The sequence below is a fragment of the Campylobacter curvus genome (genome assembly GCF_013372125.1).
Taxonomy (GTDB): domain Bacteria; phylum Campylobacterota; class Campylobacteria; order Campylobacterales; family Campylobacteraceae; genus Campylobacter_A; species Campylobacter_A curvus.
Genome location: NZ_CP053826.1, coordinates 1,397,103 through 1,413,012 on the forward strand (window position 1 = coordinate 1,397,103; position 15,910 = coordinate 1,413,012).

14 protein-coding genes and 5 tRNA genes are annotated in these 15,910 nt (G+C 43.1%); 1 reads left to right on the forward strand and 18 read right to left on the reverse strand.

Going from position 1 to position 15,910, the window contains the following annotated elements; genetic code table 11:
* Positions 1-22: 22 nt before the first annotated feature.
* The 16 genes from CCVT_RS06815 to CCVT_RS06890 form a co-directional block, all read right to left on the reverse strand.
* On the reverse strand, positions 23-406 hold the full coding sequence (locus CCVT_RS06815) for a DoxX family protein (protein ID WP_018136213.1): 384 nt from the start codon (positions 404-406) through the stop codon (positions 23-25).
* Positions 407-490: 84 nt separating this feature from the next.
* Positions 491-4,999, reverse strand: a complete 4,509-nt coding sequence (gene rpoC, locus CCVT_RS06820) for a DNA-directed RNA polymerase subunit beta' (protein WP_026175429.1) — start codon at positions 4,997-4,999, stop codon at positions 491-493.
* Positions 4,992-9,137, reverse strand: coding sequence for a DNA-directed RNA polymerase subunit beta (gene rpoB / locus CCVT_RS06825; protein ID WP_011992907.1), 4,146 nt, complete (start codon positions 9,135-9,137; stop codon positions 4,992-4,994). Before rpoB ends, rpoC begins: the two co-directional genes overlap by 8 nt.
* 120 nt (positions 9,138-9,257) lie before the next feature.
* Positions 9,258-9,635: a 50S ribosomal protein L7/L12 gene (gene rplL, locus CCVT_RS06830; protein WP_018136211.1), complete on the reverse strand. Its 378-nt coding sequence runs from the start codon at positions 9,633-9,635 to the stop codon at positions 9,258-9,260.
* 20 nt (positions 9,636-9,655) lie between these two features.
* Entirely contained in the window at positions 9,656-10,141 is a 486-nt protein-coding gene (gene rplJ, locus CCVT_RS06835; protein WP_018136210.1) for a 50S ribosomal protein L10, read from the reverse strand.
* 104 nt (positions 10,142-10,245) lie between these two features.
* Positions 10,246-10,947 (reverse strand): 50S ribosomal protein L1, encoded by a 702-nt coding sequence (gene rplA, locus CCVT_RS06840; RefSeq protein ID WP_009650539.1) that lies wholly within the window; start codon positions 10,945-10,947, stop codon positions 10,246-10,248.
* A 61-nt stretch (positions 10,948-11,008) separates the two neighbouring features.
* On the reverse strand, positions 11,009-11,434 hold the full coding sequence (gene rplK, locus CCVT_RS06845; protein WP_009650483.1) for a 50S ribosomal protein L11: 426 nt from the start codon (positions 11,432-11,434) through the stop codon (positions 11,009-11,011).
* A gap of 11 nt (positions 11,435-11,445) precedes the next feature.
* Entirely contained in the window at positions 11,446-11,976 is a 531-nt protein-coding gene (gene nusG / locus CCVT_RS06850; RefSeq protein WP_009650518.1) for a transcription termination/antitermination protein NusG, read from the reverse strand.
* An 11-nt stretch (positions 11,977-11,987) separates the two neighbouring features.
* A complete protein-coding gene (secE, locus tag CCVT_RS10130) occupies positions 11,988-12,215 on the reverse strand; it encodes a preprotein translocase subunit SecE (protein ID WP_147522786.1) in 228 nt (75 codons plus the stop codon).
* Positions 12,182-12,257, reverse strand: a tRNA-Trp gene (locus CCVT_RS06860). The genes secE and CCVT_RS06860 overlap by 34 nt, the downstream gene beginning before the upstream one ends.
* A gap of 15 nt (positions 12,258-12,272) precedes the next feature.
* A complete protein-coding gene (gene rpmG / locus CCVT_RS06865) occupies positions 12,273-12,431 on the reverse strand; it encodes a 50S ribosomal protein L33 (protein WP_018136209.1) in 159 nt (52 codons plus the stop codon).
* Positions 12,432-12,482: 51 nt separating this feature from the next.
* Positions 12,483-13,682, reverse strand: coding sequence for an elongation factor Tu (gene tuf / locus CCVT_RS06870; protein WP_009650564.1), 1,200 nt, complete (start codon positions 13,680-13,682; stop codon positions 12,483-12,485).
* Positions 13,683-13,755: 73 nt separating this feature from the next.
* Positions 13,756-13,830, reverse strand: a tRNA-Thr gene (locus tag CCVT_RS06875).
* 127 nt (positions 13,831-13,957) lie between these two features.
* Positions 13,958-14,034: transfer RNA gene (locus CCVT_RS06880), tRNA-Gly, on the reverse strand.
* Between the two features lie 7 nt (positions 14,035-14,041).
* A tRNA-Tyr gene (locus CCVT_RS06885) sits at positions 14,042-14,126 on the reverse strand.
* A gap of 53 nt (positions 14,127-14,179) precedes the next feature.
* Positions 14,180-14,255, reverse strand: a tRNA-Thr gene (locus tag CCVT_RS06890).
* Positions 14,256-14,411: 156 nt separating this feature from the next.
* Here CCVT_RS06890 and CCVT_RS06895 point away from each other — a divergent pair.
* Positions 14,412-14,660, forward strand: coding sequence for a hypothetical protein (locus tag CCVT_RS06895; RefSeq protein WP_018136208.1), 249 nt, complete (start codon positions 14,412-14,414; stop codon positions 14,658-14,660).
* Here the strand turns inward: CCVT_RS06895 and CCVT_RS06900 are convergent.
* Positions 14,628-15,284 (reverse strand): transglutaminase-like cysteine peptidase, encoded by a 657-nt coding sequence (locus CCVT_RS06900; RefSeq protein WP_018136207.1) that lies wholly within the window; start codon positions 15,282-15,284, stop codon positions 14,628-14,630. The two genes, CCVT_RS06895 and CCVT_RS06900, sit on opposite strands and share 33 nt — an antisense overlap.
* Positions 15,277-15,900 carry a response regulator transcription factor gene (locus tag CCVT_RS06905; protein ID WP_018136206.1) on the reverse strand — a complete coding sequence of 208 codons (624 nt, stop codon included), beginning with the start codon at positions 15,898-15,900 and terminating at the stop codon, positions 15,277-15,279. Before CCVT_RS06905 ends, CCVT_RS06900 begins: the two co-directional genes overlap by 8 nt.
* Positions 15,901-15,910 lie beyond the last annotated feature (10 nt).

Here is a 15,910-nt window from a genome sequence, read left to right on the forward strand (position 1 = left end):
AAAATGTAACAAAAGCTAAATTTCAGTCCGCCTTGATGGCATATTTGCCGCTTCCACAAAAGATCGTGCAAAGAGCCATAGCCATATAAAGATATAAAATTTCAGCCTCAAAGCCTCCGTGTCCGGTAAGGGCTAAAAAATTTGGATGCGCAAGATAAACTATAAACAGTGCATTTGCAGCGATTATAGCTGCGGCGACTCTCGAATAAAACCCGATAATCAGCATAAGCGGAGCTAAAACCTCGGTGATATAAACGCCATAAGCGAAAAATTCCGGCATCCCGGCTGAAGCTACCATCGATTTTATAAAGCTGATACCACCTGTAAGCTTTGCAAAGCCGTGCATGAATAGGCAAATTCCAAGGCCAAGCCTCACGAAAAGCAGTCCTAAATCTTGATTTTTCATCGATATTCCTTTTGGATATTAAATTTAATAGGATTGTATAAGAAGAAAGTAAATAATAAAGAGCCTCAAAACGAGGCTCTTGCGTCAAATTTGTTTGATTTTTATCTTTTTATCTTTATAAAGACCGGTGCCCACTGGTATCATGCGACCCAAGATGACGTTTTCTTTTAGATCTTCAAGATAGTCAAATTTCGCTGCGATCGATGCCTCCGTGAGGACCTTTGTCGTCTCTTGGAAAGATGCGGCCGAGATGACACTATCGCTTCCGATAGCCGCACGCGTGACGCCAAGGAGGATCGGCTCGGCTATCGCCGGCTCTCCGCCCATTTTCATTATGCGCTCGTTTTCCTCTTTAAATTTATTTCTTGAGACCATATCGCCGACGATGAAATTTGTATTTCCGCTATCCACGATCTTGACTTGTCGAAGCATTTGAGAGACGATGATCTCGATGTGCTTATCTGCGATCGCGACACCTTGTCGGCGATAAACTTGCTGAATTTCGCTTATCAGATAGTAATGTAGCGCCTTTTCGCCCAAGATCCTCAAGATATCGTGGCTTGATATCAAGCCATCGGTAAGCTTTTCGCCCGCATGGACGAATTCGCCGTTTCTGACTTGAATTTGACGCGTCTTATCGATCAAGTATTCGGCAGTAGCGCCGTCTTCGGCCTCGATGATGATGCGCTCTTTAGAGCGAAGCGGTTTGTCAAATCTAACTACGCCGTCGATCTCGGCAACGATAGCCGTATTTTTCGGACGTCTAGCCTCAAATAGCTCACTAACACGCGGAAGACCGCCGGTGATATCTTTTGATTTTGCGACCGCCTTTGGCGTCCTGGCCAGCACATCGGCCTGAGCGACCTCGGCACCGTCAGCTACGAATATCGCAGTCTTTGGATCGAGTTGATATTTTATCATACCGCCATTTTTAGTCGCAACGACTATGGTTGGCTTGACTCCGCTTGGCAAGTACTCGTTGATGACAAGACGACTTTGTCCTGTCGCCTCGTCAAACTGCTCGGCGGCGGAATATCCAGGCTCGATATCCTCGTAAGAGACCACGCCCGCCTCCTCGGCGATAGTCGGAGTAGAATAAGGGTCCCACTCTGCAATAACGAGTTTATCGCTATTTTCAGGAAGCGCGATGACGCTTTTTGCCTCCACGTTTTCATTATCGGAAAGCTGGATGATAGAATTTCTTGGTATATAGTGGCGGACCGCCTCACGACCGTCTTTGTCGGAAACTACGACAAATAGGCCTTTTTCTGTGACCTTGTGTCCCTTTTTGATATCTTTTAAACGATCCAAATAATCACCGTTTAAGATAAAGAATTTTATCACTCCGCTCGCATCAGCCAAAATTTTCTGCGTCACAGGCTCGCCGTCGGCGATCTTAAGCTCGCTGGCAAACGGGATACGATTAGGCACGTTCCAGCCCTCTTTGATGATCTCTACGATACTCTCGTTCGCAGCTACTTTATCGCCGCTTGAGTATGGTATATACATCTTTCCTTCGATCTTGCCGCTTACGCCCGCAAGCTCGTTTGGCTTAGCCAGATCGTTTCTTCTTATCGTATATTTGTCCTCTTCTTTTTTGCCTTTGATCGTGATATTTACGTCTTCGTGGGCAAATTCTATCTCTATTTTACCGTCGATCGTAGATTTTATCTTTGGCTCGACCAGCAATACGGCAGCGCTTCGCCTGTTTGCAACGATCCTTTTGCCGTTATTTTCGTAAGTGTTAAGGTTATAATACCTTATGAAGCCCTCTTTTTGGGCTATGACTTGACGGTCTTGCTGCTCGGTAGAGGCCGTTCCTCCGATGTGGAAAGTCCTAAGCGTTAGCTGAGTTCCAGGCTCGCCGATAGATTGAGCCGAAATGATGCCCACAGCCTCGCCGGGTTTTACGAGCTTACCTTCGCCCAAATTTATACCGTAGCATTTAGCGCAGACGCCTTTTGGCGCTTTGCATGTGATAGGCGTTCTTATGCTTACTGATTTTATGCCCGCTTCGCTGATGGTCTTTGCCTTTTCCTCGTCAAGCAGTGTGCCTTCGGAGAATAAAATTTCATTTGTTATCGGATCGATGACATCATCTGCCAAAACACGTCCTAAAACGCGCTCTTCCAGGCTCTCGATTAGCTCGCCGTTTTCGGTGATGTCGGTTATCTCGACGCCCTCGTGAGTACCGCAGTCATGCATAGTGACCTTCACATTTTGCGCCACGTCGATGAGCTTTCTTGTTAAATAACCGGCATTTGCCGTTTTAAGAGCGGTATCAGCTAGACCTTTTCTAGCGCCATGGGTCGAGATGAAGTACTCCATCATATTTAGACCCTCGCGGAAATTTGAAGTGATAGGCGTTTCGATGATAGAGCCGTCAGGTTTTGCCATCAGTCCGCGCATACCGGCAAGCTGGCGGATCTGTGCCGCAGAGCCTCTCGCTCCCGAGTCCGCCATCATGTAAATAGAGTTGAAACCTCCCTTATCGTTTTGGATAAGCTTCATCATCTCGCCTGCGACGGTGTTGTTCGTATCGGTCCAAATATCGACGATCTTATTATATCTCTCAGAGTCGGTCAGTAAACCGGCTCCGTATTGGCGCTGAATTTCGCGGACCTTTTTCTTTGCCTCGTCGATGTGCTTTTGCTTGCTCTCCGGCACGATGATGTCTGCGATAGATATTGAAATTCCAGCCTTTGTAGCGTATCTAAAGCCTAAATTCTTAAGCTTATCAAGAAAATCAGCCGTGACCTCCAGTCCGCCGTTGCGATAGACATAATCGACTAAATTCGCGATATCTTTTTTCTTCATTATCTTGTTCCACATGTTATCCGGAACAAAATCAGGCAATATCGCGCGAAGTATCAAGCGACCTGCCGTGGTGAACATAGTCTTGCCATCGACCATCGTCTTGATCTTTGCGTGCAGACCAAGGGTATTGGCCTCCTCGGCTATCATGACCTCATCGACGCTAGAGAAAATTTTATTTGCGCCCTTCTCGTCGTTTCGCTCAAGACTTAGATAATAAATTCCAAGGACCATATCTTGGCTAGGAACGGTTATCGCTTTGCCGCTTGCAGGAAGCAAGATATTCATCGAGCTTAGCATCAAAATTTTGCACTCTGCGATCGCCTCTTGGCTTAACGGGACATGCACCGCCATTTGATCGCCGTCAAAGTCGGCATTGAAAGCGGCACAAACTAGCGGGTGAAGCTGGATAGCCTTGCCCTCGACAAGCACCGGGTGAAACGCCTGGATAGAGAGCTTGTGAAGTGTCGGAGCGCGGTTTAGCATGACAGGATGATCTTTAACGACCTCCTCCAGGCACTCCCAGACCTCATTGGTCTTATCTTCTATCATTTTTTTAGCTTGTTTTACTGTCGTTGCATAGCCTTTTTCCTCAAGGCGAGCCAGCAAATGCGGCTTAAACAGCTCTAGCGCCATTTTCTTAGGCAGACCGCATTGATCCATTCTTAGCTTTGGTCCGACGACTATGACAGAACGTCCAGAGAAGTCCACGCGCTTTCCTAGCAAATTCTGACGGAAGCGACCTTGTTTTCCTTTGATGATCTCGCTTAGGGATTTAAGAGGGCGTTTGTTTGCGCCCTTTACGGCATTTGCACGACGACCGTTGTCAAATAGCGCATCGACCGCCTCTTGAAGCATCCTTTTTTCGTTTCTTATGATGATCTCCGGCGCATCAAGCTCCAGTAGGCGCTTTAGACGGCTGTTTCTGTTTATGACACGGCGATAAAGATCGTTCACGTCTGAAACTGCGAATTTACCGCCGTCAAGGCTGACTAACGGCCTAAGATCAGGTGGTAAAACAGGCAAATTCGTGATCATCATCCACTCCGGACGGTTGCCTGAATTTAAAAAGCTCTCGATAACTTTCAAGCGTTTTACTATCACTTTTTTCTTTGCATCGGAATTTGTAGACTCGACTTCAAGCTTTAGCTGCTCTAAAATTTCAGTCAGATCAAGCTCTGCTAGCATATCATGGATGACTTCGCCACCCATTCTAGCCGCAAAACCGCTGTCCTCATAACGAGCGGCCAAGGATTGATACTGCTCCTCGTTTAAAACATCGTATTTTTCGACTTTCTTAGAATTTTCATTATCATAAAAGGCTTCGCCAGGGTTTTCGACGATATACGCCTCGTAGTAAAGCACGCGCTCAAGATCTTTCATCTTTATGCCAAGTAGTGTTCCGATGCGGCTTGGGAGTGAATTTACATACCAGATGTGCGCGACCGGAGTCACTAGCTCGATGTGCCCCATGCGTGAGCGGCGGACTTTCGAGCTTGTCACCTCGACGCCGCATTTTTCGCATTTGATACCTTTGTAGCGCATCTTTTTATATTTTCCGCAAAGGCACTCGTAGTCGCGGATAGGTCCGAAAATTTTAGCGCAAAACAGGCCGTCACGCTCAGGCTTTAACGTGCGATAGTTGATAGTCTCAGGCTTTTTGACCTCGCCATAGCTCCATGATTTTATCTTTTCAGGACTTGCCAAACGAAGCTGAAAAGCCTCAAAATCGCGCGGTCTATGCTCCTCTTTTATCTCAACTGGTTTTAAATTATTCATTTTCATTTGTCTCGTCCTCATCATATACTTCTACATCAAGAGCTAGCGACTTTAGCTCGTTGGTCAGAACAAAGAAAGTCTCAGGGATGCCAGTCTCCGGCACGTTTTCTCCACGTGTCAACGCCTTATAGGCGGACAAGCGGCCGTCTACATCGTCTGATTTGACAGTCAGCATCTCTCTAAGCGTATGCGCTGCGCCATAAGCCTCAAGCGCCCAAACCTCCATCTCTCCAAATCTTTGACCGCCAAATAGTGCCTTGCCGCCGACTGGTTGCTGAGTAACTAGGCTGTATGGTCCCGTACTTCTTGCGTGGACTTTCTCATCGACTAAGTGGTGGAGTTTTAGCATATACATGCAGCCCACATTGACGCGTTCGCGAATTTTCGAGCCCGTTCGTCCGTCGTAAAGCTCGGTCTTGCCGTCACTATCGATCTTTGCCATCTCAAATAATTTGACGAATTCATCGGCTTTGACGCCCTCAAAAATAGGAGTGGCAAATCTAACGCCGTTGCTCCAATCCTTTGCGTATTCAAGCAGCTTCTCATCGCTCATCTTGCCAAGTGCATTTTTAGCGTTCATAAGCTTTGAAACGCTTGCGATCTCTATCATCTTGGCCCTTAGCTCTTTTAGCCACTCGCCTTTTTTGGTTTCAAAAATTTCATTTATCTGCTCGCCCAAGCGATATCCCACAAGGCCTAGGTGAGACTCCAAAATTTGACCGATATTCATACGACTAGGAACGCCAAGAGGGTTTAGCACGATATCAACGATCTGACCGCTTGGAAGATATGGCATATCGACTTCTGGCACGATATTTGAGACGATACCTTTGTTGCCGTGGCGACCGGCCATCTTATCGCCTACTTTTAGCTTGCGCTTAGTGGCGATATAGACCTTGACCAGTTTGACCACGCCACTTGGCAAGATATCGTCTTTTTCTAAAATTTCAATCTTGGAGTCATGCTCCTCTTTTAGCTTTTTCTTCTCGTTTTGGAAATAATTTTTAAGCTCGTCATATTTTTTCTGAACCTCTTTTGAAAAGCCCTTTACGATGGAATTTAGCGTGAAGCGGTTGATGTTTTCAAGATCGGCTTTGTTGATTTTCGAGCCCTTCTTATATGTCTTTTTGTTGATAGACTGCTCGCTGGTAAGCTGGCTCTTAGATAGTAGCGAAGTGACCTTTAGCATCTCCTCTCTATCTAGCATCAATAGCCTGTCGTGGTGTTCTTTTTCCAAAAGAGCCTTCTCTTCCTCGTAGGCTTTATGCGTTCTGCTGTCTTTTTCGTGGCCCTTTTTGGTAAAAATTTTGACATCTACGACGACACCTTCCATAGAGGCCGAAGCGTAAAGCGATTTATTTACCACATGACCGGCTTTCTCACCAAATATCGCGCGTAGCAAGCGCTCCTCTGGGGTCGGCTTCACTTCGCCTTTTGGAGAGACTTTACCGACTAATATCATACCGGGCTTTATCTGCGTGCCTATCTTTACGATACCGCTTTCATCAAGATGAAGCAGATCTTCTTCTTTGATATTAGGGATGTCTTTAGTGATCTCCTCTACACCGTCTTTTAGTTCGCGAGCCTCGATCTCTTTTTCATAAATATGAACGCTAGTGAATGCATCCTCGCGGATCATCTTTTCACTGATGACGATCGCGTCCTCGTAGTTATAGCCGTTCCATGGCATAAACGCGATAAGGGCGTTCTTACCGATAGCAAGCTCGCCCTTTTCCATGCTAGGACCGTCAGCTATTATCTGATCCTCTTTTATCTCGTCACCCTTTTTGACGATAGGGTGTTGAGAAAATGTAGTATTTTGATTGGTCCTTAAATTTTTCTCAAGAGAGTAGTGATCGATATAAGGACCGGCTTCGTCCTCACCCAAGATAAAGATATTTTTGTTATCCACTTTTTCGACTATACCGCCGCGGCGTGCTTTTATACTCTCCCACGCATCACGAGCTATGACGCTTTCCATACCCGTTCCCACGATAGGGGCGGTAGAGCGAAGAAGCGGCACTGCTTGGCGCTGCATGTTTGAGCCCATCAATGCACGGTTCGCATCATCATGCTCCAAAAATGGGATAAGCGAAGCTGCGACACCGGCTATCATACCAGAGCACAAATCTATCAAAGTGACATCCTCTCGGCGCGCAAGCATCATCTCGCCCTCGCGTCTGACCTCGATGAGATCCTCTACGATGTAGCCGTTTTCATCAAGCTTGGTAGAGGCTGGAGCGATAACGTTGCCCTCCTCTTGAGTAGCCGTCAGATAAACGATCTCGTCGATCACTTTGCCATCGACGACTTTTTTATAAGGAGCTTCGACGAAACCAAGGTCATTTACCTTCGCGTATGTAGAAAGTGTGTTTATAAGGCCGATGTTTTGACCTTCCGGTGTCTCGACAGGGCAAATTCTACCGTAGTGAGTCGGGTGAACGTCACGCACCTCAAAGCCCGCACGCTCTTTTACCAAGCCGCCCTCTCCAAGAGCTGACAAACGACGTTTATGTGTGACCTCGCTAAGAGGGTTGGTCTGATCCATAAACTGACTGAGCTGGCCGCTGGTGAAAAATTCCATTATCGTTGCGGTGATCATTTTTGGATTTATGAGGTCATAAGGCATGATCTCCTCTGTGTTGTTGCTTAGGCTTGTAAATTTATCACGGATCGCTTTTTGCATTTTGACGAAGCCAAGATGAAGCTCGTTCGCTAAAAGCTCGCCTATAGAGCGGATACGCCTGTTGCCCAAGTGATCCCTGTCGTCTATATGACCCTGTCCGTTTTTGACCTTTATGAGATATTTCGCAGTCTTTATGATGTCTTCGCTAGTTAAAACGGTGACATACTCAGGCACGTCAAGGGCTAGCTTGTGATTCATCTTCATACGACCGACTTTCGTAAGGTCGTATCTTTCAGGATTAAAGAATATGTCGTTTACAAAGGTCTTAGCAGCCTCTTTGACGACAGGTTCGCCCGGCCTCATTACCTTGTAAATTCTGATCGCAGAAAGATCGTTCTCATCGTCTACACCCTCTGTTTGCCTTAAAATTTTAAGCATCTCGTTATCGGCTATGAATGAATTTATGATCGCGTCATCAACGCCTGAAGCGGAGTTGTTTATTATCTCGATACTATCTTGCTCGCTTAGAATTTTGACGAGTTTATTTTCATCAAGCTGAGAAAGGGTATCGTATAATACCTCACCGCTTTCTTTGTTGATGACCGGGCTAGCCAAATAACGGCTTACCAAAACCTCGGTAGGGTATTCGACCCATTTAACGCCGTCTTCTATGAGCTTGTCTGCCTTTTTCTTCGTAAGGCGCTTTCCTGCTTGATGAAGGACGTTGCCTTCTTCGTCTTTTATATCGTAGTCTATCCTGCCAAGATAATCATCCGGGCTAAAAGGGGTTAAAAATTTATTGTTTTTTATACTTAGTGTTTGGATAGGATAAAATAGCTTTATAATATCTTGTTTTTTATATCCGAGCGCCCTAAAGAGTATAGTTACTGGCACTTTCCTGCGCTTATTTATCCTGACATATAATACATCTTTCGTGTCGTATTCAAAATATAACCAGCTTCCTCTATCGGGTATGATCTGAGCGGTGTAGATGAGCTTGTTTGCGACTGTTGCGCTCTCCTCTTGTTTGAAAATAACGCCCGGACTTCTGTGAAGCTGATTTACCACCACACGCTCTACACCGTTTATGATAAATGAAATTCTATCGGTCATTAGAGGAATTTCACGTATAAAAATCTCTTGCTCTTTTATATCTTTTACGCCGACTTTTTCGCCGGTCTTTTCATCTTTTTCATGCACGATGAGGCGAATTTTCATCTTTAAATTCACAGAATACGTAAGGCCTCTTTCGATACATTCTCTTATCGTATATTTTGGTTTTCCGATCTCTGAGCTCACATATTCCAAACTTAGGCGATTTTGCGGATCGTGTATAGGAAAAATCGATTTAAAAACTTTTTCAATCCCGCTTTCAGACTGGGTATTGTCTAAATTTAAGAAATTATCGAAGCTCTTTTTTTGTAATTGTAGTAGGTTAGGAACATCTATCTCTTTGACGACATTAGAGAAATCAACTCTAAGACGATTTCCTGAGTATAAGCTATTTAACATTGCATCTACCTCGTGGTAATTTTGAAAGAAAAGTATAGCCTCTTTTGCAAGGCATCTAAATTTAAAAAAGAGAGAGCACTAGCCCTCTCTGAAATTTTTGATAATTTCAAAAAAATGAAATTACTTAAGTTCGACTTTAGCGCCTGCTTCTTCAAGCTCTTTTTTAGCTGCCTCGGCCTCATCTTTGCTAATGCCCTCTTTAAGAACGGATGGAGTTCCTTCAACTGCGTCTTTAGCCTCTTTAAGTCCAAGACCAGTAAGAGCCCTAACGACTTTGATTACATTGATCTTCTTATCGCCAGAATCAACCAATACTACGTTAAATTCTGTTTTCTCTTCAGCCGCTTCAGCAGCACCGCCAGCTACTGCACCGCCAGCCACCATAACAGGAGCGGCGCTTACGCCGAATTTCTCTTCAAACTCTTTTACGAGCTCGCTAAGCTCGAGTACTGAAAGATTAGAAATAAATTCTAATACGTCTTCTTTAGTGATTGCCATTTTATTATCCTTCTAAATTTTTATGCTGATTGTTCTTTTTTCTCTTTAAGCGCATTTAGTCCAATAGTGAAATTTTGGATAGGCGCATTCCAAACTTGAAGTAGCATAGCGATAAGCTCGTCGCGACTTGGCATCTTCGATAGAGCCTTGACTTTATCAACGCTTGCAACTTCTCCGTCAATATATGCTGTTTTGATTTTGAAAAGCTCGGAATTGGCTTCTTCAAATTTAACAACAACCTTTGTCACAGCTAGCTGATCTTCGCTCCAAAGATAGATATTCGTATCTTTTAGGCTCATTCCGTCTTTAGCGGAATTTTTAAGAGCTATGTTAGCAAGCGTGTTCTTGATGACTTGAACCTTAACGTTTTGTTCTCTAGCAGCATTTCTCAACGCTTCAAGTTTTTTAACGTTAAGCCCGTGATAATCGCAAACAACGATCGCTTGAGCATCTTTAAATTCGCTCTCAAGTTTAGCTATAACTTCAGATTTTTCATTACGTGTCACTTTTTCTCCTTTCCGACCGGTGATTTCAAGCAGAGCGGGTCGAATCGATTAAGCCCGAAGGCCTCGGCTATCTCCAATCTAAGATATAAATTTAATTCGATAAATTATTTTAGATCCATCACTTCTTGAGTATCAAGAGCGATAGACGGGCTCATCGTCAACGACAATGAAGCGTTTTTGACATATCTGCCTTTTGAAGCAGACGGTTTATGCTTATTTATGGCTTTTATAAAAGTTGAGATATTCTCATTAAGCTGTTCTTTACTAAAGCTGACTTTTCCGAGCCCTGCATGGATATTTCCTTGTTTATCGACACGGAAATTTACTTGACCGCTCTTTGCATTATTTACAGCTTGAGCTACGTCCATAGTAACTGTTCCTGTTTTTGGATTTGGCATTAAGCCTTTTGGTCCAAGGATACGACCAACTTTACCTACTAGACCCATTAAATTTGGAGTAGCGATAAGAACATCGAAATTCATGATACCTTTTTGGATATCCTCAACAAGCTCATCAGAGCCCACGATATCTGCACCTGCAGCTTTTGCCTCGTCGGCTTTGGCATCTTTTGCTATGACGGCGACACGAACGGTTTTACCTGTTCCGGCCGGTAATACTACAGAACCACGAACCATCTGATCGGCATGTCTTGGATCAACATTGAGCTTAAGCGCTATTTCCACGGTTTCATCAAATTTAGCAGATGCTAAAGTTTTGATCGTAGTGATCGCTTCATCAAGATTATAAATTTTATTTTCTTCTACTTTTTTAAGTAGTTCTTGAAATCTTTTAGTAGTTTTTCCCATTAAATTCTCCGCATTTTAAAGTGCTTCCGTCTTTTGATACTCAGCCTGACGGTAAAGGCGTTTAGTCTACTATCTCGACACCCATAGAACGAGCTGAACCGGCAATGATTTTAGCCGCTTGCTCTTTATCGTTCGTATTCAAATCTACAAGTTTTTTCTCAACGATCTCTAAAACTTGAGCTTTAGTTAATTTACCAACCTTGTTTTTCAAAGGATTGTCCGTCCCTTTTGCTATGCCGGCAGCCTTCTTTATAAGGTCTGTTGCAGGCGGTTGCTTCGTGATGAATGTAAAGCTTTTATCTGCATAAACGGTTATAACGACAGGTATATTAAATCCTACCATATCCTTTGTTTTCTCATTAAAAGCTTTGCAAAATTCCATGATATTTACGCCCTTTTGACCAAGAGCTGGACCAACTGGCGGGCTTGGATTTGCCTTCGTAGCGGCAATCTGTAATTTTATTTCGCCTATAACTTTTTTAGCCATAAACTTACTCCTTAAATTATCTTTTCAACTTGTGAATATAAAATATCAACCGGCGTACTTCTGCCAAATATAGAAACATTCAAGCGAAGCTTGCCATGAACCATGTCATACTCCTCCACGATACCGGTAAAGTTCGCAAAAGGACCTTCTGTGATACGAACGCTTTCGCCCTCATCAAAGAAAATTTTAGGTTTAGGCGCAGCACGTTTTTGTACTTTTTCTAAAATAGTATTTATGTCTTTATCGCTTAACGGAGTAGGCTTTTTGGACTCGCCTATAAATCTTCCGACTTTTGGCAAGGATTGAATTTTATGCCAAAGAGCGGTATCTAAATCAAGATGTGCAAAAGCATATCCGGGATAAAGCGTTCTTTCGTTTATTTTTTGTTTTCCATTTTTGATCTCGATAACGTCTTCGGTAGGAACGATGACTTCTTTTAGTTGCTCTTCGATACCATGATCCTTGACTAAATTTTCGATACCTCTTTTTACGGCCATCTCGCTACCAGCATATGTTTGAATAGCATACCATTTATGTGCCATGTCATATTTCCTTAGATAATTTTTGAAAGACTAAATGACATGATGGCATCGACCAAAGCCAAAAAGAGCGACACTACCGTAACTACAATAAAAACGGTAATAAAAGCGTTTCTAACTTGCTCTTTTGTAGGAAATATGACCTTCAATATTTCAAGTTTTGATAGCTTTATATAGTTTATTAATTTTTCCATCTTTAACCTTATTATGGCAGGGCAAGAGGGATTCGAACCCCCAACCATTGGATTTGGAATCCAGCGCTCTACCGTTGGAGCTATTGCCCTAATGGTATCAGCCCATTAACTTTTTAGCTTTACTTCTTTATGGAGAGTATGTTTTTTAAGCCTTGGACAATATTTTTTAAGCTCCAACTTTTCTGTCATAGTTTTACTATTTTTTGTAGTAGTGTAGTTTATATCACCACTTTCGGAGCATTTTAAACCAACTTTGATTCTCATTAAATTTCCTTAAGGCAAAAGAGCAAAATCGCTCTTTTGCTAAATTTTAAATTATGCAAGTATCTTAGAAACGACACCTGAACCAACAGTTCTACCACCCTCACGGATCGCAAAACGTGTACCCTCTTCAAGGGCAACAGGAGCGATGAGTTCAACGGAAATTCTGACATTATCTCCAGGCATAACCATCTCAGTTCCTTCTGGAAGTGTGATAGAACCTGTAACGTCTGTTGTTCTTACATAAAATTGTGGTCTATAGTTGTTAAAGAATGGAGTGTGGCGTCCGCCTTCCTCTTTTGTTAGGATATAAACCTCACCCTCAAATTTTGTATGAGGAGTGATTGATTTTGGCTTACAAAGAACCATGCCGCGCTCGACGTCTTCTTTTTTAGTACCTCTTAAAAGAACACCTACGTTATCACCGGCCTCGCCTTGTTCCATCTCTTTCCTAAACATCTCAACGCCAGTAACTGTCGTAGTTTGAGTAGGTTTGATACCAACGATCTCGATAGTATCGCCAACTTTTACGACACCTTTTTCGATCCTACCAGTAACGACCGTTCCACGACCTGAGATAGAGAAAACGTCTTCGATAGGCATCAGGAAGTCTTTATCGGTAGCACGAACTGGAGTTGGGATATACTCATCGACTTTATCCATAAGCTCAAGAACTTTTGCTGACCACTCGCCATCAACGCCTGCTTTAGCCTCTTCGAGGGCTTTAAGAGCAGAACCTGATATGATAGGAGTATCATCGCCAGGGAAGTTGTACTCGTTAAGAAGCTCGCGAATTTCCATCTCGACTAGCTCAAGAAGCTCAGCGTCATCGACCATATCGGCTTTGTTCATAAATACAACGATATATGGAACGCCTACTTGGCGAGATAGCAAGATATGCTCTCTAGTTTGAGGCATAGGGCCGTCAGCAGCAGAAACGACTAGGATCGCACCGTCCATTTGAGCAGCACCGGTGATCATGTTTTTAACATAGTCGGCGTGGCCCGGGCAGTCAACGTGAGCATAGTGGCGTTTTTCTGTTTCATACTCGATGTGTGAAGTAGCGATGGTAATACCGCGCTCTTTTTCCTCTGGAGCGTTATCGATATTATCATAGTCTTTCATCTCTGCAAGACCTTTTCTTGAAAGAACAGCAGAAATAGCAGCTGTCAAAGTAGTTTTACCATGGTCGACGTGACCGATAGTACCAATGTTTACGTGTGGCTTGTTGCGTGAAAATTTTTCTTTAGCCATCTTTTCCTCCGTTGTGATATGTGACTTAATTCTAAAATTTGCATTGTTATGCAACCAAAATCGTATAAACCAGTGGAGCTCATAGCGGGACTTGAACCCGCGACCTCTTCCTTACCAAGGAAGTGCTCTACCTCTGAGCCATATGAGCGCTTTAAGACGCTTGGCCGAGACGATCTTAATTTAACAATGCAAACAACTACTATGGAAACTATAGACTGAATGACTGCGTTTAGGTAAAAATATCTATACAGCTCCCAGTTTAGTGTCCAAATTCTTGGAGCGGGAAACGGGGCTCGAACCCGCGACCCTCAGCTTGGAAGGCTGATGCTCTAGCCAACTGAGCTACTCCCGCAATAGCATGGTGGTGAGACGTGGATTCGAACCACGGAAGACATAGTCAGCAGATTTACAGTCTGCCCTCGTTGGCCGCTTGAGTATCTCACCCTTTTAACATTAAAAAATGCTTGGTATTTCTGGTCAAACACTGTTACAAAAAATGGAGCTGGTGAACGGACTTGAACCGCCGACCCACTGCTTACAAGGCAGTAGCTCTACCAACTGAGCTACACCAGCACCCTAGTTTGTGAAGTGTGAATTATATCTCAAATCAAACCAAAAGTCAAGACTACATAAAATAATCTAATTTTATAAAATAAAACTGCAAATTTAATTAATTTTAAAAACTATATTCTTATAATATGCGAAAATTTTAATTTTAAAAGGATGAATATGGAGTTTTTACCTTGGGCCGTGATCTTGATGTTGATTTACGTCATATATTTTCTAATGATACGCTATGAAAAGAGGATCGCATCGCTCAGCAAGATGATAGAGCAAAACAGCGACGGCATAAAAGAAAATAGAGATATGATAGGACAAAACAGATCTTTGATCGAAAAAAACAAACACGATATCGAAAAAAACGCTAAAAATATAACCACAAATTTAGAGAAGATCGATATAGATTTGGACGATTAAGGTTTCCAAAAATTTTTCATTTTTCTCTTTTTGTAATAAATTTTCATAGGCTTGCATTTTTATATTCACGGGCTCTAAATTTATGTCGTCTTTTTTGAGTCGGTAATATTTTCCGCCCGTCAAACAATACTTTGGCTCTAAATCATAGCGCTTAGATAGCGGCAAAACGCGAAAACTAAGGTTGTCCAGGATCAAAGGCTCTTGCTTTGTATCTTTCCAAACCGCTAGGACCATATGATATCCACCCGAAAATTTCTCCTTGACGATCAAAAGACAGCTTTGATTATCTGCGCCAAGATCTTTTAAGCTAGCCTCTTTCGTGATCGCATACTCCTCGCAGTCTCCACCTCCACGGCGCAGAAATTCGCCTCTAGTGCTCCATATATCGATGTTTGTATTATAAAAATCATCATATCTTGGTATAAGTGAATTTATATAAGAATTTACGAGTTCAAGCTTTCTCATGAAATTTTCATCTTTGATTTTTTTCATAAATTTAGCGTAGTGATTTAGTATGTTTTTGCAGCGTTCGTCTTTGCACGACCCGATATTTTCAGCCAAGAGCTCGAAATTTTGCCCATATGAAACGGCAGCGATCAGCAAAAAGACTAAATTCCTAAACATCTCTTTGCTGCATCAAAAGTACGAGCCCTATCCTGTCTTTTACGCCTAGCTTGTTATAAATAGCCGTAGTATGCGCCTTTACAGTCCTTAATGTTATATTTGCAACATGTGAAATTTCACTATTGGTTAGGCCTTGATATATCAGCTGCGATATCTCTTTCTCACGGCTACTAAGCTCACTAAGGCTGTCTTTTTTGATGTCGGCTTTGGCGTAAGAGCCGGTCAGCTCGCCTATCATCTCTTGGATAAATTCCGGATAAAGCCAGACACTACCTTTATGTATCGCCTCAAAGGCATCGCTAAAGTGGATCTTTTGCATATGCGAGTTAGCGTAGCCTTTTATCCCGGTCGTAAGTAGCGACTTGCCTTCGCTGAATTTAGGCTCGTTAGTAAGGATCAAAATTTTTAAATTCGGGAAATTTTGCAAAATTTCGCCGATAAATTTTCGGACATCACCCTTGATAGCGTCTTTATCGATGCCGACGATATCGGTCTTGTCGTTTAAAACGCTCATAAAGTCTTTTTTATTGTGCGCAAATTTTACATTTTTGCCAAACGAATAGCCCCTCCATAGGTTATTCAGCGACCCGTTTTGCGTAAATAAAACTACGTTCATGTCCGTCCCC